Source organism: Pseudomonas sp. ABa2 (assembly GCF_056676075.1).
Window position 1 is genome coordinate 1888344 of record NZ_CM155239.1, and the last position, 19745, is coordinate 1908088.

General features: G+C 65.3%; 17 protein-coding genes. 4 read left to right on the forward strand and 13 right to left on the reverse strand.

Annotated elements, in window-relative coordinates:
* Positions 1 to 106: 106 nt before the first annotated feature.
* From pyk to gcl, 5 genes are all read right to left on the reverse strand, one after another.
* Complete coding sequence (gene pyk, locus AC1G9C_RS09350; protein ID WP_480410007.1) at positions 107 to 1522, reverse strand: pyruvate kinase; 1416 nt, start codon at positions 1520 to 1522, stop codon at positions 107 to 109.
* Positions 1519 to 2793, reverse strand: a complete 1275-nt coding sequence (locus AC1G9C_RS09355) for a glycerate kinase type-2 family protein (RefSeq protein ID WP_480410008.1) — start codon at positions 2791 to 2793, stop codon at positions 1519 to 1521. The genes pyk and AC1G9C_RS09355 overlap by 4 nt, the downstream gene beginning before the upstream one ends.
* 341 nt (positions 2794 to 3134) lie before the next feature.
* Positions 3135 to 4025 carry a 2-hydroxy-3-oxopropionate reductase gene (locus tag AC1G9C_RS09360; RefSeq protein WP_195881394.1) on the reverse strand — a complete coding sequence of 297 codons (891 nt, stop codon included), beginning with the start codon at positions 4023 to 4025 and terminating at the stop codon, positions 3135 to 3137.
* A 13-nt stretch (positions 4026 to 4038) separates the two neighbouring features.
* Positions 4039 to 4821: a hydroxypyruvate isomerase gene (gene hyi / locus AC1G9C_RS09365; protein ID WP_397497360.1), complete on the reverse strand. Its 783-nt coding sequence runs from the start codon at positions 4819 to 4821 to the stop codon at positions 4039 to 4041.
* 114 nt (positions 4822 to 4935) lie between these two features.
* Positions 4936 to 6711, reverse strand: a complete 1776-nt coding sequence (gene gcl / locus AC1G9C_RS09370) for a glyoxylate carboligase (protein ID WP_031302778.1) — start codon at positions 6709 to 6711, stop codon at positions 4936 to 4938.
* 333 nt (positions 6712 to 7044) lie between these two features.
* Here gcl and AC1G9C_RS09375 point away from each other — a divergent pair, with 333 nt between their 5' ends.
* Positions 7045 to 7479, forward strand: a complete 435-nt coding sequence (locus tag AC1G9C_RS09375; RefSeq protein ID WP_075748349.1) for a GlcG/HbpS family heme-binding protein — start codon at positions 7045 to 7047, stop codon at positions 7477 to 7479.
* Between the two features lie 265 nt (positions 7480 to 7744).
* Here AC1G9C_RS09375 and AC1G9C_RS09380 read toward each other — a convergent pair whose 3' ends face one another.
* Complete coding sequence (locus tag AC1G9C_RS09380; protein ID WP_021442613.1) at positions 7745 to 8389, reverse strand: TetR/AcrR family transcriptional regulator; 645 nt, start codon at positions 8387 to 8389, stop codon at positions 7745 to 7747.
* Positions 8390 to 8601: 212 nt separating this feature from the next.
* Between AC1G9C_RS09380 and moaA the strand changes: the two genes are divergently transcribed.
* Positions 8602 to 9597 carry a GTP 3',8-cyclase MoaA gene (moaA, locus tag AC1G9C_RS09385; RefSeq protein WP_480410009.1) on the forward strand — a complete coding sequence of 332 codons (996 nt, stop codon included), beginning with the start codon at positions 8602 to 8604 and terminating at the stop codon, positions 9595 to 9597.
* A gap of 43 nt (positions 9598 to 9640) precedes the next feature.
* On the forward strand, positions 9641 to 10480 hold the full coding sequence (locus AC1G9C_RS09390; RefSeq protein ID WP_480410010.1) for a substrate-binding periplasmic protein: 840 nt from the start codon (positions 9641 to 9643) through the stop codon (positions 10478 to 10480).
* A gap of 4 nt (positions 10481 to 10484) precedes the next feature.
* Here the strand turns inward: AC1G9C_RS09390 and AC1G9C_RS09395 are convergent, their stop codons facing one another.
* The 7 genes from AC1G9C_RS09395 to puuE form a co-directional block, all read right to left on the reverse strand.
* Complete coding sequence (locus tag AC1G9C_RS09395; RefSeq protein ID WP_122108387.1) at positions 10485 to 11951, reverse strand: NCS1 family nucleobase:cation symporter-1; 1467 nt, start codon at positions 11949 to 11951, stop codon at positions 10485 to 10487.
* Between the two features lie 483 nt (positions 11952 to 12434).
* Positions 12435 to 13295: an outer membrane protein OmpK gene (locus AC1G9C_RS09400; RefSeq protein ID WP_480410011.1), complete on the reverse strand. Its 861-nt coding sequence runs from the start codon at positions 13293 to 13295 to the stop codon at positions 12435 to 12437.
* A gap of 76 nt (positions 13296 to 13371) precedes the next feature.
* Complete coding sequence (locus tag AC1G9C_RS09405; protein WP_178082550.1) at positions 13372 to 14874, reverse strand: nucleobase:cation symporter-2 family protein; 1503 nt, start codon at positions 14872 to 14874, stop codon at positions 13372 to 13374.
* A gap of 418 nt (positions 14875 to 15292) precedes the next feature.
* Positions 15293 to 16594 carry a urate hydroxylase PuuD gene (locus AC1G9C_RS09410; protein ID WP_480410012.1) on the reverse strand — a complete coding sequence of 434 codons (1302 nt, stop codon included), beginning with the start codon at positions 16592 to 16594 and terminating at the stop codon, positions 15293 to 15295.
* Between the two features lie 47 nt (positions 16595 to 16641).
* The gene (locus tag AC1G9C_RS09415) at positions 16642 to 17145 is read right to left on the reverse strand and encodes an ureidoglycolate lyase (RefSeq protein WP_122108384.1); all 504 of its coding nucleotides are present in this window, start codon (positions 17143 to 17145) and stop codon (positions 16642 to 16644) included.
* Positions 17146 to 17187: 42 nt separating this feature from the next.
* Positions 17188 to 17703 carry a 2-oxo-4-hydroxy-4-carboxy-5-ureidoimidazoline decarboxylase gene (gene uraD / locus AC1G9C_RS09420; protein WP_480410013.1) on the reverse strand — a complete coding sequence of 172 codons (516 nt, stop codon included), beginning with the start codon at positions 17701 to 17703 and terminating at the stop codon, positions 17188 to 17190.
* Complete coding sequence (gene puuE / locus AC1G9C_RS09425; RefSeq protein ID WP_122108382.1) at positions 17700 to 18644, reverse strand: allantoinase PuuE; 945 nt, start codon at positions 18642 to 18644, stop codon at positions 17700 to 17702. The genes uraD and puuE overlap by 4 nt, the downstream gene beginning before the upstream one ends.
* A 404-nt stretch (positions 18645 to 19048) precedes the next feature.
* Between puuE and uraH the strand changes: the two genes are divergently transcribed.
* Positions 19049 to 19402, forward strand: a complete 354-nt coding sequence (gene uraH / locus AC1G9C_RS09430; protein WP_021443269.1) for a hydroxyisourate hydrolase — start codon at positions 19049 to 19051, stop codon at positions 19400 to 19402.
* Positions 19403 to 19745 lie beyond the last annotated feature (343 nt).

A 19745-nucleotide genomic window follows, 5' to 3' on the forward strand; every position in this document is an offset into this window, starting at 1 on the left:
GCCGCTCCCACAAGGCCGCGTGTAGTGCGGATGAAGCCGGGGAAACAGGGGATTTCCCCGGATTTCATCTGGGCTACGGTGCTGTATTGCGTTGAGCGCCGCCGGCTCAGTGCAGGGTTTCGATCCTCAGGCTGTTGGTGCTGCCGGGCTGGCCGAAGGGTTCGCCGGCGGTGATCACCACGGTGTCGCCGCGCTGGGCCATGTCCTGGGCCTGGGCGATCTCCAGTGCGGTGCTGGTGACTTCCTCGACCTTGTGCAGGCGCTCGTTGACCACCGAGTAGATGCCCCAGGCCACGGTCAGGCGGCGTGCGGTGGTCAGGCTCGGCGTGAGGCTGAGGATCGGCGCCTTGGGCCGCTCGCGCGAGGCGCGCAGGCTGGAGCTGCCGGATTCGGTGTAGTTGACCAATGCCGCCACCGGCAGGATCGCGCTGATGCGGCGAATGGCGCAGCTGATGGCGTCGCTGGCGGTGGCCTCGGCCTGCGGGCGGCCGACGTCGAGCTGGCTTTGGTAGTCCGGGCCGTTCTCCACCTGGCGGATGATCTTGCTCATCATCTGCACGGTTTCCAGCGGGTAGTCGCCGGAGGCGGTCTCGGCCGACAGCATCACCGCATCGGCGCCTTCGGCCACGGCGTTGGCCACGTCGGTGACTTCGGCGCGGGTCGGCGCCGGCGAGAAACGCATGGATTCGAGCATTTGCGTGGCGACGACCACCGGGCGGCCCAGTTGGCGGCAGGTGCGCACGATGTCCTTCTGGATGCGCGGCACGTTCTCGGCCGGCACTTCCACGCCCAGGTCGCCGCGCGCCACCATGATGGCGTCGCACAGCTTGGCGATTTCTTCGAGATGCTGCACCGCCGAGGGCTTCTCGATCTTGGCCATGAGGAAGGCCTTGCCCTGGATCAGTTCACGGGCCTCGACTATGTCATCGGGGCGCTGCACGAACGACAGCGCTACCCAGTCCACGCCCAGCTCCAGGCCGAACGCCAGGTCGCGGCGGTCCTTCTCGGTCAGCGGCGACAGCTGCAGCACGGCCTCGGGCACGTTGACGCCCTTGCGGTCGGACAGCTCGCCACCGGCGATGACGCAGGTGTCTACGGCATCGGCCTGCTTGGCGGTCACCTTCAGGCGCAGGCGGCCGTCGTCCAGCAGCAGGCTCATGCCCGGCTGCAGGGCTTCGATGATTTCCGGGTGGGGCAGGTTGACCCGGCTGGCGTCGCCGGGCGTGGCGTCCAGGTCCAGGCGCAGGCTCTGGCCGTTGACCAGTTGCACCTTGCCGTCGGCAAAGCGGCCGACGCGCAGCTTCGGCCCCTGCAGGTCCATGAGGATGCCGATGGGCTGGCCCAGCTCGCGCTCCACCTGGCGTACCCACTGGTAACGCTGGGCGTGGTCGGCGTGCTCGCCGTGGCTGAAGTTGAGGCGGAACAGGTTGACCCCGGCTTCCACCAGCTGGCGGATATGCGCGGCGTCGCGGATCGCCGGCCCGAGGGTGGCGAGGATCTTCACTTTCTTGTCGGCGTTCATTGGGCAGGGCTCTCAAGGATCAGAATGGCGCGGAAATCGTTGACGTTGGTACGGGTCGGCCCGGTGACTATCAGCTCGTCGAGGGCGGCGAAGTAGCCATAGCCGTTGTTGTTGTCCAGTTCGTCGCGGGCAGACAGGCCCTTGATGCCGGCGCGGGCATGGCTGTAGGGGGTCATGATGGCGCCGGCGTTGTCTTCGGAGCCGTCGATGCCGTCGGTGTCGCCGGCCAGCGCGTAGACGCCGGGCAGGCCCTTGAGGCTATCGGTGAGGCTGAGGAGGAATTCGGCGTTGCGCCCGCCGCGACCGTTGCCGCGCACGGTGACGGTGGTTTCGCCGCCGGAGAGGATCACGCACGGCGGTTTGATCGGCTGGCCGTGCAGCTGCACCTGGCGGGCGATGCCGGCATGCACCTTGGCCACGTCGCGCGACTCGCCTTCCAGGTCGCCGAGAATCAGCACCGGCAGACCGGCCGCTTCGGCCTTGGCGGCGGCGGCGTCGAGCGATTGCTGCGGCGTGGCGATCAGCTGGAAGTGGCTGCGGGCGAGCACCGGATCGCCCGGCTTGACCGTTTCCGAGCGCGGGTCCTGCAGCCAGGCGCGCACGTTGGTCGGGATGTCGATGGCGTAGCGGGCGAGAATCGCCAGGGCTTCGGCCGAGGTGGTCGGGTCGCCCACGGTGGGGCCGGAGGCGATCACTGTGGCCTCGTCGCCGGGCACGTCGGAGATGGCGTAGGTGTAGACGGTGGCCGGCCAGCAGGCCTTGGCCAGACGGCCGCCCTTGATCGCCGAGAGGTGCTTGCGCACGCAGTTCATCTCGCCGATGGTGGCGCCGGATTTGAGCAACGCCTTGTTGATCGCCTGCTTGTCCTTAAGGCTGATGCCCTCGGCCGGCAGCGCCAGCAACGAGGAGCCGCCGCCGGAGAGGAGGAAGATCACCCGGTCGTCTTCGGCCAGGTTCGACACCAGCTCCAGCACGCGGCGGGCGACGCGCTCGCCGGCATCGTCCGGCACCGGGTGGGCGGCTTCCACCACTTCGATCTTCCTGCAATCGGCGCCGTGCTCGTAGCGGGTCACCACCAGGCCGCTGACCTCGCCCTGCCACTCCTGCTCGATCACCTCGGCCATGGCCGCGGCGGCCTTGCCGGCGCCGATGACGATGACGCGGCCGCTGCGGTCGGCGGGCAGGTGGTCGGCCAGCACCTGGCGCGGATGCGCGGCGGCGATGGCGGTGGCGAACAGGTCGCGCAGCAGGCGTTGCGGGTCGAAGGTCATGGTAGTGTTCTCTTGTTCTTAGAGCCTGTTCAAAGTCTGCTGCGCGTCGGCCCTGCTGCGTTAAAAGCAGGCTCGGACTGCTCATTTACAGCTCGTAAACTCCGCATCCTCGCCTGCTTTTGCCTTGCATGGCTCTAGCTCGCGAGACTTTGAATAGGCTCTTGGGTGGTGCTGGATCGATTCCAGTCCGCAGGCGCCGCGTGGCAGCGCCTGGGGAGTGGAATCGACCGACCTGGCAATCGGGCCGTGACACCTCCTGCCAGGAAGGTCGAAAGGGTGCCGGGGCTCGCCCGGCCAATCGGTGCGCACGGCGCACCCTACCGTGCGCCGTGTGCGGCGATTTACTCGCCGCGGATATTGAAGTTGGCCATATGCTCCAGACCCTTGATCAGGGCGGAGTGGTCCCAGCCGCTGCCGCCGAGGGCCGCGCAGGTGCTGAACACCTGCTGGGCGTTGGCGGTGTTGGGCAGGTTCAGGCCCAGCTCGCGGGCGCCGGACAGCGCCAGGTTGAGGTCCTTCTGGTGCAGGCTGATGCGGAAGCCCGGATCGAAGGTGCCCTTGATCATGCGCTCGCCGTGCACTTCGAGGATCTTCGAGCCGGCGAAGCCGCCCATCAGCGCTTCACGCACCTTGGCCGGGTCGGCGCCGTTCTTGGCGGCGAACAGCAGGGCTTCGGCGACTGCCTGGATGTTCAGCGCGACGATGATCTGGTTGGCCACCTTGGCGGTCTGGCCGTCGCCATTGCCGCCGACGCGGGTGATGTTCTTGCCCATGGCCTGGAACAGCGGCAGGGCGCGTTCGAAGGCGTTCGGGCAGCCACCGACCATGATCGACAGGGTGGCGGCCTTGGCGCCGACTTCGCCGCCGGACACCGGGGCGTCCAGGTAGGCGGCGCCGGTGGCCTTGATCTTCTCGGCGAAGGCCTTGGTGGCGGTGGGGGAGATCGAGCTCATGTCGATCACCACCTTGCCGGCGCCGACGCCCTGGGCGATGCCGTTGTCGCGGAACAGCACGTCTTCGACCTGCGGGGTGTCCGGGACCATGACGATGATGAATTCGGCTTCCTGGGCCACTTCCTTCGGGTTGGCCAGGGCGATGCCGTTGTCGCCAACCAGGTCGGCCGGCGCCTTGTCGAAGTGCTCGGAGAAGAACAGGGTGTGGCCGGCCTTCTGCAGGTTCTGCGCCATGGGCTTGCCCATGATGCCGGTGCCGATAAATCCGATTTTTGCCATGAGATGAGTCTCCTCAGATTGCGTTGTGCGCTTTCATCCAGCCGAGGCCGGCAGCGGTGGTGGTTGCCGGCTTGTATTCACAGCCGATCCAGCCCTGGTAGCCGATGCGATCCAGGTGCTCGAAGAGGAAGCGGTAGTTGATCTCGCCGGTGCCCGGCTCATTGCGGCCCGGGTTGTCGGCCAGCTGCACGTGGTTGATGGCGGCCAGGTTGCTCTCAACCGTGCGGGCCAGGTCACCTTCCATGATCTGCATGTGGTAGATGTCGTACTGCAGGTACAGGTTGGTGCTGCCGACCTTGTCGCGGATGTCCAGGGCCTGCTTGGTGTTGTTCAGGTAGAAGCCGGGGATGTCGCGGGTGTTGATGGCTTCCATGACCAGGCGGATACCGGCGCCGGCCAGCTTGTCGGCCGCGTAGCGCAGGTTGTCGACGAAGGTCTTTTCCACGGTCGCGCAGTCCAGGCCCTGCGGGCGGATGCCGGCCAGGCAGTTGATCTGCTTGTTGCCCAGCACCTTGGCGTAGGCGATGGCCTGGTCGACGCCGGCGCGGAATTCCTCGACGCGATCCGGGTGGCAGGCGATGCCGCGCTCGCCCTTGCCCCAGTCGCCGGCCGGCAGGTTGAACAGCACCTGCTCGAGCTGGTTGGCGTCCAGGCGGGCCTTGATCTCTTCCACCGGGAAGTCATAGGGGAAGAGGTATTCCACGCCGCTGAAACCGGCTTCGGCGGCGGCGGCAAAACGGTCCAGGAAGTCCACTTCGGTGAACAGCATGGACAGGTTGGCAGCAAAACGGGGCATGGTGTGCTCCTTGTCGTAGCCCGGATGCAATCCGGGGCGGTGTTGCGGTCTTCCCGGATTGCATCCGGGCTACGCCGTGGTGGCCGGGTGCGCGTGGCACACCCGGCGTACGGATCAATCCAGCAGCGAGATGGCGGTCGGCGCGTCGACGCCGCGCTCGGCCAGTTCCTCGAACTCGTTGATGGCGTTGATCTCGGTGCCCATGGAGATGTTGGTGACGCGCTCCAGGATGATCTCCACCACCACCGGCACGCGGTGCTCGGCCATCAGGCGCTTGGCTTCGGCGAAGGCGTTCTGCAGCTCGTTCGGATCGAACACGCGGATCGCCTTGCAGCCCAGGCCCTCGACCACGGCGACGTGATCGACGCCGTAACCGTTGAGCTCCGGCGCGTTGATGTTCTCGAACGCCAGCTGCACGCAGTAGTCGATGTCGAAGCCGCGCTGCGCCTGACGGATCAGGCCCAGGTAGGAGTTGTTCACCAGCACGTGGATGTACGGCAGGTTGAACTGCGCGCCGACGGCCAGCTCCTCGATCATGAACTGGAAGTCGTAGTCGCCGGACAGCGCCACCACGTTGCGGTTCGGGTCGGCCTTGACCACGCCGAGGGCCGCCGGAATGGTCCAGCCCAGCGGGCCGGCCTGACCGCAGTTGATCCAGTGGCGCGGCTTGTAGACGTGGAGGAACTGCGCGCCGGCGATCTGCGACAGACCGATGGTGCTGACGTAGCAGGTGTCCTTGCCGAAGGCTTCGTTCATCTCTTCGTAGACGCGCTGCGGCTTGGCCGGCACGTTGTCGAAGTGGGTCTTGCGCTGCAGGGTGCGCTTGCGCTCGCGGCAGGCTTCGACCCAGGCGCTGCGGTCCTTCAGCTTGCCGGCGGCCTGCCACTCGCGGGCCACTTCGAGGAAGGCGTCCAGCGCGGCGCCGGCGTCGGAGACGATGCCCAGATCCGGGTTGAACACGCGGCCGATCTGGGTCGGTTCGATGTCGACGTGGATGAACTTGCGGCCCTCGGTGTAGACCTCCACCGAACCGGTGTGACGGTTGGCCCAGCGGTTGCCGATGCCGAACACCAGGTCGGAGGCGAGCAGGGTGGCGTTGCCGTAGCGGTGCGAAGTCTGCAGGCCGACCATGCCGACCATCAGCTTATGGTCGTCGGGGATCGCGCCCCAGCCCATCAGGGTCGGCACCACCGGTACGCCGGTCAGCTCGGCGAATTCCACCAGCTTGTCCGCCGCGTCGGCGTTGAAGATGCCGCCACCGGCGACCAGCAGCGGGCGCTCGGCCTCGTTGAGCAGGGCGATGGCTTTCTCGGCCTGGATGCGGCTGGTGGTCGGCTTGGCCACCGGAAGCGGCTCGTAGGCGTCGATGTCGAATTCGATCTCGGCCATCTGCACGTCGAACGGCAGGTCGATCAGCACCGGGCCGGGACGGCCGCTGCGCATTTCCTGGAAGGCGCGCTGGAAGGCGCGCGGCACCTGGCCGGGTTCCATCACGGTGGTCGCCCACTTGGTTACCGGGCCGACGATGCTGGTGATGTCGACCGCCTGGAAATCTTCCTTGTGCATGCGCGCACGCGGCGCCTGGCCGGTGATGCACAGAATCGGGATGGAGTCGGCCGACGCCGAGTACAGGCCGGTGACCATGTCGGTGCCGGCCGGGCCGGAGGTGCCGATGCACACGCCGATGTTGCCGGCATTGGTGCGGGTGTAACCCTCGGCCATGTGCGAAGCGCCTTCGACGTGACGGGCCAGGACGTGATCGATGCCACCGAGTTTCTTCAGTGCGGCATACAGGGGGTTGATGGCAGCGCCGGGGACGCCGAACGCGGTATCGACGCCTTCGCGGCGCATCACCAGTACGGCTGCCTCGATTGCTCTCATTCTGGCCATAATCTTGTGCCTCTTTTGTTATCAGATTGTATACAAAACACCTGGCTCGGATTCTATGCAGGCCATGACTTCGCGGTCAACAATTTTTCCGGTGCAGCCTGTCGCCTGGGCCAAATTCTTTTGAAACGCCCGTTTGACGGGGTTGGCAGTGCAGGCGAAGAGGTGTGTCGCGCTAACTGTATACAATAAAAAATAATATTGTATGTAGTGGTTGAATTTTTTGTTTCTGGTGGGATAGTGAGGGCGAGCTTTGGATTGCTCGGGGCATACCGCCTTACGCCAAGCGGTAGTGCTTCGAGTGTTCGTTCCCTTTGTCACTTAGGAGTCATCACCATGAGCCACTTGAACCTGCAAACCGCCAACGCCATCGGTAACCGCGCGCTGGCCGTGGGCCGCGAGATAAAGGCGGCGCCGCTGACCGTCGCCGTACTGGATGCCGGCGGGCATCTGATCTGCCTGCAGCGCGAGGACGGCGCCAGCCTGCTGCGCCCGCAGATCGCCATCGGCAAGGCCTGGGGCGCGCTGGCCCTGGGCAAGGGCTCGCGCCTGATCGCCGCCGACGCGCAGCAGCGCCCGGCCTTTATCGGGGCGGTGAACAACCTGGCCCAGGGCAGCCTGGTGCCGGCGCCGGGCGGCGTGCTGATCCGCGACGAGCGCGGCGAAGTGATCGGCGCCGTCGGCATCACCGGCGACACCTCGGATATCGACGAGCAGTGTGCGGTCAGCGCACTGGAGTCGCTGGGGCTGAAGGCGGATGCCGGGGCGTAGGGGGGGCGTGCGCACCGGCTTTAGCGCCGGTGCGCGTTATGCCCGGATTGAGCGGGCTACGACTGTGGGAGGGGCTTTGGCCGCGACTGCGGCTTGGAGGCGTCGCCGCTAAAGCGCCGCCCACTGTTTCCAGGTCGTTGCGTAGGGTGGATGTCGCTTTTTACATCCCCCAGAGCGGTGGATCGGTAAGGCGCGATCCGTCCTGCAGGCTGCCGAACATCTCTTTAACTCGGTACGCACGGCGCACCCTGCTGCGGTCAGCCGCTTAGACGCTGCTCACCAGCTCGGAAGCCGTGGACGGCGCCGGAGCCACTTCGCACCCCTTGAGCACCAGGCGGATGATGGTCTGCGCCGCGGCTTCGTAGTCGGCGTCGTCCAGGCTGGCCTTGCCGGTGACGGTGGAGATCTGCCAGTCGAAGTCGGCATAGGTCTGGGTCGCGGCCCAGATGCTGAACAGCAGGTGGTGCGGGTCGACCTGCGCCATCAGGCCCTGGTCGACCCAACGCTGGATGCAGGCGATGTTGTGCTTGGCCTGGGCATTGAGCTGCTCGGTCTGCTCCGGCGACAGGTGCGGCGCGCCGTGCATGATCTCGCTGGCGAATACCTTGGAGGCGTAAGGCAGCTCGCGGGAGATGCGGATCTTCGAGCGGATGTAGGCGGTCAGCACCTCGCTCGGGTGGCCCGCCTGGTTGAACGGCGCGGAGGCGGCCAGCAGCGGCTCGATGATGCTCTCCAACACCTCGCGGTAGAGGTTTTCCTTGGACTTGAAGTAGTAGTAGACGTTGGGCTTGGGCAGGCCTGCCTTGGCCGCAATGTCGCTGGTCTTGGTGGCGGCGAAGCCCTTGTCGGCGAACTCTTCGCTGGCCGCGCGCAGGATCAGCTCTTTGTTTCGTTCGCGAATGCTGGTCATAAGGCCCTGTGATCTGCTCAGCCGCCGGGCGGCGGTCGGGCATGGTAGCACCGGCCTTGCGCGGGGCTCAAGCCAGCCGCCACGGGCCGCACAGCGGCTATCTGACCCATGGGTCAAATTCCTGTATACAAAAAATCGCTTTTCTGTTTCTATCCCTGTCAGCGATATCCATAACAAAAAGTCTCGGCGCGCGACGCTGCAGGAGACCGGCTGTGCATACGACCCAACTCGTCGACCCCTTCGGCCGGCGCATCACCTACCTGCGGCTGTCGGTCACCGACCGCTGCGACTTTCGCTGCACCTACTGCATGAGCGAGGACATGGTCTTCGCCCCGCGCCAGCAGATTCTCAGCCTGGAAGAACTCTACGCCGTGGCCGACGCCTTTATCGGTCTCGGGGTGCGGCGCGTGCGCATCACCGGCGGCGAACCGCTGGTGCGCAAGAACCTGCTGAGCCTGCTGCAGCGCCTGGGCGCGCGCGCGGAGCTGGACGACCTGGCGATCACCACCAACGGCACGCAGCTGGCCGAGCTGGCGCCGCAGCTGCGCGCGGCTGGTGTGCGCCGCCTGAACGTCAGCCTGGATTCGCTCAAGCGCGAGCGTTTCGCCGCCCTCACCCGGCGCGACAAGCTCGACCAGGTGCTGGCCGGCATCGACGCGGCGCGCGCCGCCGGTTTCGAGCGGATCAAGCTCAACAGCGTGGTGCAGCGCGGGCGCAACGACGACGAGGTACTCGATCTGGTCGAGTTCGCCATCGCCCGCGGCCTGGACATCAGCTTTATCGAGGAAATGCCGCTGGGCAGCGTGGTCAGTCACAGGCGCGAGCAGACCTTCTGCTCCAGCGACGAGGTGCGCGCGCGCATCGAGCAGCGCCATGCGCTGGTGCGCAGCAGCCAGGTCACCGGCGGGCCGTCGCGCTACTGGCAGGTGGTCGGCAGCGAGACGCGGGTCGGTTTTATCTCCCCGCACAGCCACAACTTCTGCGGCGACTGCAACCGCGTGCGGGTCACCGCCGAGGGCAAGCTGGTGCTCTGCCTCGGCCACGACAACGCGCTGGACCTCAAGCGTCTGCTGCGCGCCCACCCCGGCGACGGCGCGCGCCTGCGCCAGGCACTGATCGAGGCGCTGCGCCTGAAACCCGAGCGGCACCACTTCGCCAGCGACGAGCAGGTGCAGGTGGTGCGCTTTATGAGCATGACCGGCGGCTGAGCCGCCTGACCGGATTCCCAGAACAACAATAAGGAGGCTTGCAATGAAGCCCGTACCACTGTGTCTGCTGTCTGCCGTTCTGCTGACGCCCACTGCCCTGGCGCAAAGCTATGTGATCGGCGTCGAGGATCTGCCGTTCGCCCCGCACTACAGCCTCGACGCCCAGGGCGACTACCGCGGTTTCGCCCGCGAGGTGCTGGATGCCTTCGCCGCCGACAGCGGTATCAGCCTGAGTTACAAGGCGCTGCCGGTGGAGCAGCTGTTGCCGGCGATGCAGCGCGGCGAGATCGATTTCAAGTACCCGGACAGCCCGCACTGGGCGCAGGCGCAGAAGGCCGGCATGACCCTGCACTACAGTCAGGCGGTGGTCGATTACGTCGACGGCGTGCTGGTGGCGCCGCAGCGCCAAGGCCAGGCGCTGGAGGGCATCGCTCGCCTGGCCATGGTGCAGGGCTGGACGCCGCGCGGTTACGAGCAGCGCATCGACAGCGGGCAGATCCGCCTGAGCTACAGCGACGACCTGCGCCAGATGATTCGCCAGGCGCTGAAGCAGGACACCGACGGCGCCTACTTCAACGTGGTGGTGGCGACCCATTACCTCGATAACATCCGCGCCCGCCCCGGCGCCCTGGTGTTCGACCCCAAGCTGCCGCACACCCGCGGCAGCTTCCATCTGTCGAGCGCTCGCCAGCCCGAGCTGATCGCGCGCTTCGACCGTTTTCTCGGCGAGCGCGCGGCGCAGGTCGCGGCGCTGAAGGACAAGCACCGGGTCGAGGCCAATCTGGACAGCGAGTACATCGGCCTGGAGCAGTGGAAGGTGGACTTTCTCGAACGCCAGAAAGCCAAAGCCGGCGCACGGGCGCCGGCTTCGTCCACCCCGTGAGGCTTCAGACGACAGCGCTGGCGCGCTTCACCGCCTGGGCCTGGCCACGCATCAGCCCGTAGTGCAGGGCCGCGCCGAGCAGTGCGCCGAAGATCCAGGCGTAGCCGGACAGCTGGCTCAGGCCCGGGGTCCATACCGAGGCGACGGAGAACACCGAGGCCACCGCGAAGGCGATCAGCGCCTTGCGGTTCCAGCCGCCGTCGAAGTAGTAGGCCGAACCGACCTCGGCGCTGAACAGCTGCTGCAGGTCGAGCTTGCCGCGGCGCACCAGGTAGTAGTCGGCGACGATGATGCCGTACAGCGGCGCCAGCACGGCGCCCAGGGTGTCGACGAAGGCGGCGATGCCGACGTTGCTGATGAAGGCCACCCACAGCGCGCCGATGAAGAAGGCGATGGCCGCGGTGATGAAGCCGCCGGTGCGTGCGCTGATATGCGCCGGCGCCAGGTTGGCCAGGTCGTAGGCCGGCGGGATGAAGTTGGCCACCAGGTTGATGCCCACGGTCGCGGCGAAGAAGGTCAGCGCGGCGATGATGGTCAGGCTCAGGTTGTCCACCCGCGCGACGATGTCGGTGGGGTTGGTCAGCGTCTCGCCGAACACCACCACGGTGCCAGCGGTGATCACCAGGGCGATCAGCGAGAAGAACGCCAGGCTCACCGGCAGGCCGAGGAAGTTGCCGACGGTCATCTGCTTTTCGCTTTTGACGAAGCGGGCGAAGTCGCCGTAGTTGATCACCACCGCGGCGAAGTAGGCGACCATGGTGCCGACCACGGCGAAGAAGGCGGCTACCGGGCCGGCGGCATACTCGCCGCTGCCGTCGAAGATGTTGCCCAGCTCGCCGAGCAGGCTGGGGCCGGCCTGGTACCAGATCATCGCCATCAACGCGATCATCACCACGTAGACCAGCGGCCCGGCCCAGTTGAGGAACTTGGTGATCCAGTCGATGCCGCGGATGAACAGCGCCACCTGGAACACGCAGACGATCAGGTAGGACAGCCAGCCGATGGCGGTCATGCCGAGGAAGGTGGCCGGCGCCTCGGGCTGCAGCAGCGAGTTGAGCAGCAGCGCCACCGCGGTGGAGGCGAAGTAGGTCTGCACGCCGTACCAGAAGATCGCGACTATGCCGCGGACCAGGGCCGGGAAGTTGGCGCCGCGCACGCCCATGCTGGCACGGGCGAACACCGGGAAGGGAATGCCGTACTTCACGCTCGGCTTGCCGGTCAGCTGCACCAGGCCCATGACGATGAAACCGGCGAGGACGATGCCGGCCAGCACCGCCCAGCCGTTGAGCCCGTAGGAGATGAACAGGGTGGCGGCCAGGGTGTAGCCGAACAGGCTCTGGATGTCGTTGGACCAGACGTTGAAGATCTCGAACCAGCCCCATTTGCGTTTCTCCGGGGCGAGCGGGGCGAGGTCCTCGTTGTGCAGCGAGGTATCGATGTGCTTGATGCGGAATTCTTCGGCGTTGGACATGGACAGCTCCCAGTTTTGTTCTTGCGCCTTGGCGGCGTATGAGGAGATTTGTCTGCAGGTTCCGTTCCGTTTTTGTAGACGCCGTTCGGCCGATCTTGTGTATACAGCCGTTTCGGCAGAATTTCGGTAGGAACCTGATTGCCTTGTACACATAAAACGCGCCGCTGAATATGGCTTTCTGACAAATTGCACACAAAAAACATATTTATTGTGTGCAAAAACTTGACCTGCTGGTCAGTTGTATGCTTGCAAAGCATTGATGGAGAAGCCGGATAGGGCGGCTCGATCCTGCACCGATGCGGTGCTGGGCCTGGTTCATGAGCGCTCGGTTGGTGCGGGGGTGAAGCCGGTTTGGTAAAGGCGCTGCTCCGTGCGCCCCTTGCGCTCGGCGCAAAGAAAAAGGGGGACGGGCGCAAGGCCCATCCCCCTTTTTACCCGGCCGTCGTCCCTACCCGACGTCGGCCAAGTGCGGTGTGGCAGCGGTCAGAAGTGGTACTTGACCAGTGCCTGCACGGCGGTCTGGTCGAAGCCGTCGGTGGAACCGTCCACCGGCTTCACTCCGTACTTGTTGTGCCACATGTTCACTTCGGTGCCGACGTAGAGCTGGCGCTCCTTGCCGAACAGGGCCTTGCCGGCGTCCCACTTGACCTGGATCGAGGAGCCCACCGAGGTCTGGGTGCCGGCATCGCTGGACGGCGAGCGCCAGTCAACGAAGCCGTCGACCAAAAAGTCCTGCTGGCCGACGCTGAAGGGGTAGGCGGCGGAGACGGTCAGCTGGGTGGCGTAGCCGTTGCTGTCGCTGTCGGCGAAGAAGGTGTGGTTGTTGATCTTCACCCGGTACAGGTTGGTCTTGAAGAAGGCGAAACCGGGCACGTCCCAGTCCAGGCCGACGCCGTACAGGTAGTTCTCCGGGCCGGGGCCGCCTTCGCCTTTTTCGTAGGTGAAGGCGGCGTAGACGTCCTTGATCGGGCCGGCGGCCAGCTTCTGCCCGGTCAGCCAGCTGAGGCTGACGCGCGGGGAGAACTCCATGTAGTAGAAGGAATCCTTGTTGTGCTGGCGGAAGGTGCCGTTGTCGAAGCTGCCGCGCGACTGCACGTTGTCGGCGCGGATGTAGTCGAGGAAGTAGAACACGTCGCCCCAGGCCCAGCCGCTGGCGTGCTCGAAGGTGAAGGTGGTCTGGGTGCGCTGCTCCTCGCCATTGAAGTTCATGCGCTGGAAATTTTCGCCGTACAGGTAGGACAGGCTGTTGTCCTGCCAGTAGAGCAGGTCGCCGGCGAGCGCCTGCTGGCCGGAGAACAGTCCGGCGGAGAGGGCGAGGCAGTGGGGCAGATGCTTGAGTTTCATGGATTTTCCTTATTGTTGGAGTGCAAGCAGGTAGCTCCCGGCGGCGCGCCGCCGGGAGGGGAAGCGAGGTTGGCGGTCAGCTCGGTCGCGCGTCCGGGGTAAGGTCGCGGCTGAGGGTCTTGAGGCTGCCGTCGTCGACGGCCTCGTCGTCCTGGCGGTTCTGCAGCACGGTGTGCAGGTGCGCCTCGGGGTCGTAGTCGTCTTCCTCGACCTCGTGGGTCTCGTCGGGCAGGAAGATGTTCAGCACGATGGCGCTGAAGGCGCCGATGGTGATCGGCGAGCCGAAGATGTTCTTCAGCACGTCCGGCATGTGCGACAGCACGTCCGGCACGCCGGCCACGCCCAGGCCCAGGCCCAGGGAGATGGCCACGATCAACACGTTGCGGCGGTGCAGGCCGGCTTCGCTGAGGATCTTGATGCCGGCCACGGCGACGGTGCCGAACATGATCAGGGTGGCGCCACCGAGCACCGGCTTGGGCATCAGCTGCAGCACCGCGCCGACCACCGGGAACAGGCCGAGCAGCACCAGGATGCCGGCGATGTAGAAGCCCACGTGGCGGCTGGCCACGCCGGTGAGCTGGATCACCCCGTTGTTCTGGCTGAAGGTGGTCATCGGCAGGCTGTTGAACATGGCGGCGACCGCCGAGTTGCAGCCGTCGGCCAGCACCCCGGACTTGATCCGGCGCATGTACAGCGGGCCCTTGACCGGCTGCTTGGAGATGATCGAGTTGGCGGTCAGGTCGCCGGCGGTCTCCAGCGGGGTGATCAGGAAGATCACCGCGATCGGCACGAAGGCGATCCAGTCGAAGCCGAAGCCGTACTTGAACGGTTGCGGCACGCTGATCAGCGGCACCTCGGCCATGTTGGCGAAGTCCACCCGGCCGGTGAACCAGGCCACCGCGAAGCCCAGGGCCAGGCCGATGATCACCGCCGACAGGCGCAGCACCTGCGAGGAGGCGCGGTTGAGCAGGACGATGGTGCCCAGCACCAGGCCGCCGAGGGCCAGGTGATGCAGGGCGCCGAGGTCCGGCGCACCGTAGCCGCCGGCCAGGTCGGTCATGCCCACCTTGATCAGCGACAGGCCCATCAGGCAGATGATGGTGCCGGTGACAACCGGGGTGATTACCTTGCGCAGCTTGTTGATGAACTGGCTGAAGGCGATCTCGACGAAGGCGGCGCAGAAGCAGATGCCGAACAGCGTGGCGAGTATCTCCTCCTCGCTGGCGCCGCGGCCCTTGACGATGAAGCCGGCGCTGAGCACCACGCTGAGAAAGCCGAAGCTGGTGCCCTGCAGGCACAGCAGGCCGGAGCCGATCGGGCCGATGCGCTTGGCCTGGACGAAGGTGCCGAGGCCGGAGACGAACAGCGCCATGCTCACCAGGTAGGGCACGTGGGCGCCGAGGCCGAGGGCGCTGCCGACGATCAGGGTGGGGGTGATGATGCCGACGAAGCTGGCCAGCACATGCTGCAGCGCCGCGAAGATGGCAGGGGCGAAGGCTGGGGTGTCGTCCAGCTGGTAGATCAGGTCGCTGTTGCCGGAAGGCGCAGCTGGGGCTTGGGTGTTGCGGTCTGTGGTCATGTCATAGCCTGCCAGTTGTTTTTATATGGTCATGGGCTTACACGAGGCTTCACGGCACCTCTGCTCTGCTCGAAGGAAAACTGTCCAATCGGTCAGAATGTGCCGACTATACAACTTGTGGACATGGTTAAAAACAATTTATTTATGGATTGTGCACAAAAACTGAACCGCCGGTCAGCTTGCGCTGCCGGCGGTTCGGCGGTTCGGCGGAGTTTCGGGTTGGCGGTTGAGTCGCTTCCGCGCGAAGCAGGGGCGTAGGGTGGGCTTTAGCCCACCAACGGTGGTCAGCGTGGGCTAAAGCGGATCGCCGCCCGGCCCGCCCTACAAGGCCACCGAGCCTGCTCTGGTTAGCCACAGCTAACAGGGACATCGCCTAAAAAAATGCCGCGCCCAGTCACGGGCGCGGCATGTGTGGCAATCAGTTGGTCTGGGCGCCCTGGGCGATCCAGCTGCCGATCAAATCGCGCTCGTCCTGGGTCATCTGGGTGATGTTGCCCAGCGGCATGATCTGCGTGGCCACGGTCTGCGCATGGATCTTGGCCGCCTGCGCCTTCATCTGCTCGGGGGTGTCGAGCATGAAACCGGCCGGCGCGGTGCTGAACATCGGGCTGCTCGGGGTGGCCGAGTGGCAGACGGTGCAGCGCTCGTGGATCACGTTCTCGACCTTGGCGAAGTCGGCGCTGCCAGTGCTGGCGGTTGCGGCGGCTGCGGTGCTTTCGCTGGCGGCGGGCGCTGCGGGGGCGGCTTCGCTCACTTCCTCGACCTTGGCCAGGGTTTCGCTGGCGGCCTGTTCGACCACGGCCACCGGTGCGGCGGTCGGCGCCTGACGTACCGGGGCGGTGACGTAGGCCAGGCAGATCATGCCCAGCGCCGCGGCCGGCAGAGTCCAGACGTACTTGCTGCTGTCGTGGCGGGTGTTGAAGTAGTGACGCACCAGCACGGCCAGGATCGCGATACCGGCCAGGATCAGCCAGTTGTACTGGCTGCCGTAGGTGCTCGGGAAGTGGTTGCTGATCATGATGAACAGCACCGGCAGGGTGAAGTAGTTGTTGTGGCGCGAGCGCAGCAGGCCCTTGGCCGGCAGGGTCGGATCGGGCGTGGTGTTGTCTTCGATCGCCTTAACCAGCGCGCGCTGGGCCGGCATGATGGTGAAGAACACGTTGCCGACCATGATGGTGCCGATGATGGCGCCGACATGGATGTACGCAGCGCGGCCGCTGAAGATCTGGCTGAAGCCATAGGCGGCGGCGATGATCAGCACGAACAGCACGGCGCCGAGCAGGGCCGGGCGCTTGCCCAGCGGCGAATCACACAGGAAGTGATAGATCACGTAGCCGGCGATCATCGAGCCGAAGCCGATGACGATGCCCATGGCCGGTGCCAGCTCGACGCCCGGCTTGATCAGGTACAGGCTGGGGTTGAGGTAGTACACCACCAGCATCAGGGCGATGCCCGACAGCCAGGTGGCGTAGGCCTCCCATTTGAACCAGTGCAGGTTCTCCGGCATTTTCGGCGGAGCCAGCTTGTACTTTTCCAGGTGGTAGATGCCGCCGCCGTGAATCGCCCAGAGGTCGCCCGACAGGCCCTCGCGGGGATTGCTACGGTTGAGGTTGTTCTCCAACCAGACGAAATAGAAGGATGCGCCGATCCAGGCGATGCCGGTGATCATATGGATCCAGCGGATGCCCAGGTTTAGCCATTCGGTGAAATGTGCTTCCACGATCTGTACCTCTTTCCCGGGGGAGGCACGCCAGCCCCGGGCTTCTCTTATTGGTGGGGGTTGAGGAGAAGGAGCTCGTCCTCATTGAAGAAATGCTCATCGCAGTTGTTGCCGGAACCACTGCGATCAACCACCAGGAAGTCATCCCGCTTTTCGATCGTCAGCACCGGGTGGTGCCAGACGCCGCGATGGTAATTGACGCCCTGCCTGCCATTGCTGAGGAAGGCACGGACGGACCCTGATACAGGTACATCGCCAACTGGCGCGACCACGATCAGAAAGGGGTTGCCGAGCAGCGGAATGAAGGCCTGGCTGCCCAGCGGATGGCGTTCCAGCATGCGGATGGTCAAGGGCATCTGCAGCGCCTCGGCGCTGAAGATGCTGATGATGGCCCGATCCTCCGGCTGCGCGGTCTCCACCGTGGCCAGCTTGTGATAGCGGCGGGTGGAGCCGTTGTTGATCATGAAGAAGTCGCTGCCCTCGGTTTCGATCACGTCACCGAAGGGGGCGAAGGCTTCTTTGCTCAGGGGCTCGATGGTCAGGCTACGCATGGCTGTTCTACTTGTTCTGCTCGGTTGAATGGGACTGCGGCCTTACAGCTGCTGCAGGCGGAACATGGCGATCTTGTTGATCTCGGCCAGGGCGGTGGCGAATTCCTGCTCCGGCGTGTTGTGGATACGCTCTTCGAAGGCGGCCAGGATCTGGTGGCGGTTGCTGCCCTTGACGGCCTTGATGAAGGGGAAGCCGAACTTGGCCTTGTAGGCGTCGTTGAGTTCGGTGAAACGGGCGAACTCCTCGGCGGTGCATTCGTGGATGCCGGCGCCGGACTGTTCGGCGGTGCTGGAGGCGGTCAGTTCGCCGCGCACGGCAGCCTTGCCGGCCAGGTCCGGGTGCGCGTTGATCAGTGCCAACTGGGCCTCGTGGCTGGCGGACAGAAGGATGTCGGCCATGCGCTGCTGCAGGCCGTCGATCTCGTCGACGGATGCGTCAAGGCCGAGATCGTAGGCCTTCTCGGCGACCCAGGGCGAGTGCTCGTAGATGTCGGCGAAGGCGGCAACGAAGGCGTCGCGGCTCAGCTGGGACGGGGTCAGGGTCTGGAAACGGCTCATTTGCTGCTCTCTTGTTCGGCGGTCGCACGGAAGGGGTGGGTGGCGTGCCAGTGCTTGGCGATGTCGACGCGGCGGGCGCACCAGACCTTGTCGTGGCTCTTCACGTAGTCGAGGAAGCGTGCCAGCGAAGCCAGGCGCGCCGGGCGGCCGAGCAGGCGGCAGTGCATGCCGATCGACAGCATCTTCGGTGCGCCGGCCTCGCCCTCGGCGTAGAGCACGTCGAAGGCGTCCTTGAGGTATTCGAAGAAGTCGTCGCCCTTGTTGAAGCCCTGCACCTGGGTAAAGCGCATGTCGTTGGTGTCCAGGGTGTAGGGGATCACCAGGTGCGGCTTCTCCGCAGTGCTGGCCGGGTCCCAGTAGGGCAGGTCGTCGTCGTAGGTGTCGGAGTCGTAGAGGAAACCGCCTTCCTCGCGCACGATGCGCCGGGTGTTCGGGCCCAGGCGGCCGGTGTACCAGCCCAGCGGGCGCTCGCCGGTCAGCTCGGTGAGGATGCGGATGGCCTCGAGCATGTGCTCGCGCTCGGTGGCCTCGTCCATGTTCTGGTAATCGATCCAGCGGTAGCCGTGGCTGCAGATCTCGTGACCGGCGGCGACCATCTGGCGGATCGCCTCGGGATGACGCTGGGCGGCCATGGCCACGGCGAACACGGTCAGCGGAATGTCGTGTTTCTTGAACAGGTTGAGCAGGCGCCACACGCCGGCGCGGCTGCCGTACTCGTAGAGCGACTCCATGCACAGGTTGCGCTGGCCCTGCAGCGGCTGGGCGGCGACCATCTCGGAGAGAAAGGCCTCGGATTCCTTGTCGCCATGGAGGATGTTGCGCTCGCCACCTTCCTCGTAGTTGAGCACGAAGGACAGGGCGATGCGGGCATCGCCCGGCCAGTGCGGATGCGGAGGGGTGTCGCCGTAGCCGATCAAATCGCGTGGGTAATCAGCGCTCACTGCAGTCTTCCTATCTGGAACGTTGCGGTCACTGCGCGCCTCGGGATCGGAAGGCTGCGCGACCGGGATGGCTAATTGTATACAAAGTTAGTTGCCGTTTGTAAATCGACTTTTCGTCATTTTCTTCCCTGGTCGAGCAAGCAAGAAACTTGCCTGATTGGTCAGCTATGTGCTCCGCTGCTGGTGTGGCTGCTGAGTTGCATGCCGATGGGGCGCGAACGATCCGGTTGTCAGGTCGGGCTTTTTGCTGGATTTATTGTGTACAATTTTTGTGTAAAGTGTTTTATGTTCGCTCTGCGTGCTATCCTGCCAGAGCGTCGGAGCACTGCGACGAGCCGATTTCAACAGAGTAGAGGAGGTGTGGTGTCCGTGTAGCCGCAGGCCGCGACGGGCGCCCGAGAGCCATGGGACGATTGACTACGCATGTACTGGACGCCGCGCACGGTTGTCCGGGGAGTGACATCAAGGTCGAGCTGTACCGCGTCGAAGGCGCGCAGCTGGAGCTGATCAACAGCGTTACCACCAACCACGACGGCCGTTGCGATGCGCCGGTGCTGCAGGGCGAAGACTACCGCACGGGCGTCTACCAGCTGCACTTCCACGCCGGCGACTACTACCGCGCCCGTGGCGTGAAGCTGCCGGATACGGCGTTCCTCGATGTAGTGGTGCTGCGCTTCGGCATCGACGCCGGCCAGGAGCACTACCACGTGCCGCTTCTGATTTCCCCCTACAGCTACTCCACCTACCGCGGTAGCTGAGTGACTGGCGGGCCAACTGCCCGTCAGACGAATGCTTGTCACCCTCAGACTCGTTCGAGTCCTTAGGCCCGCTCACACTGCGGGCTTTTTTTGCCCGCGTTGCAGGGCTGAGTTGCTGGTCGCTTTTGTGGGCTAGCGGCGCTGGGAGTGTCATGGGGATCGCCGCGTCACCCGAGCGCCGGGTAACCCAGCATAGCGCTTGTCGCTAGGCCGCCTGGTCGGCCTCCAGTGGGGGAGCCGCACCCTACCGGGCTATCGCTGCCTGTGCCAGGCCCGGATGCAATCCGCGAAAGGCTGCGCGACATGCTTGCGGGGCGCGCCGAGGCTGCGCGTCCCGACGCCA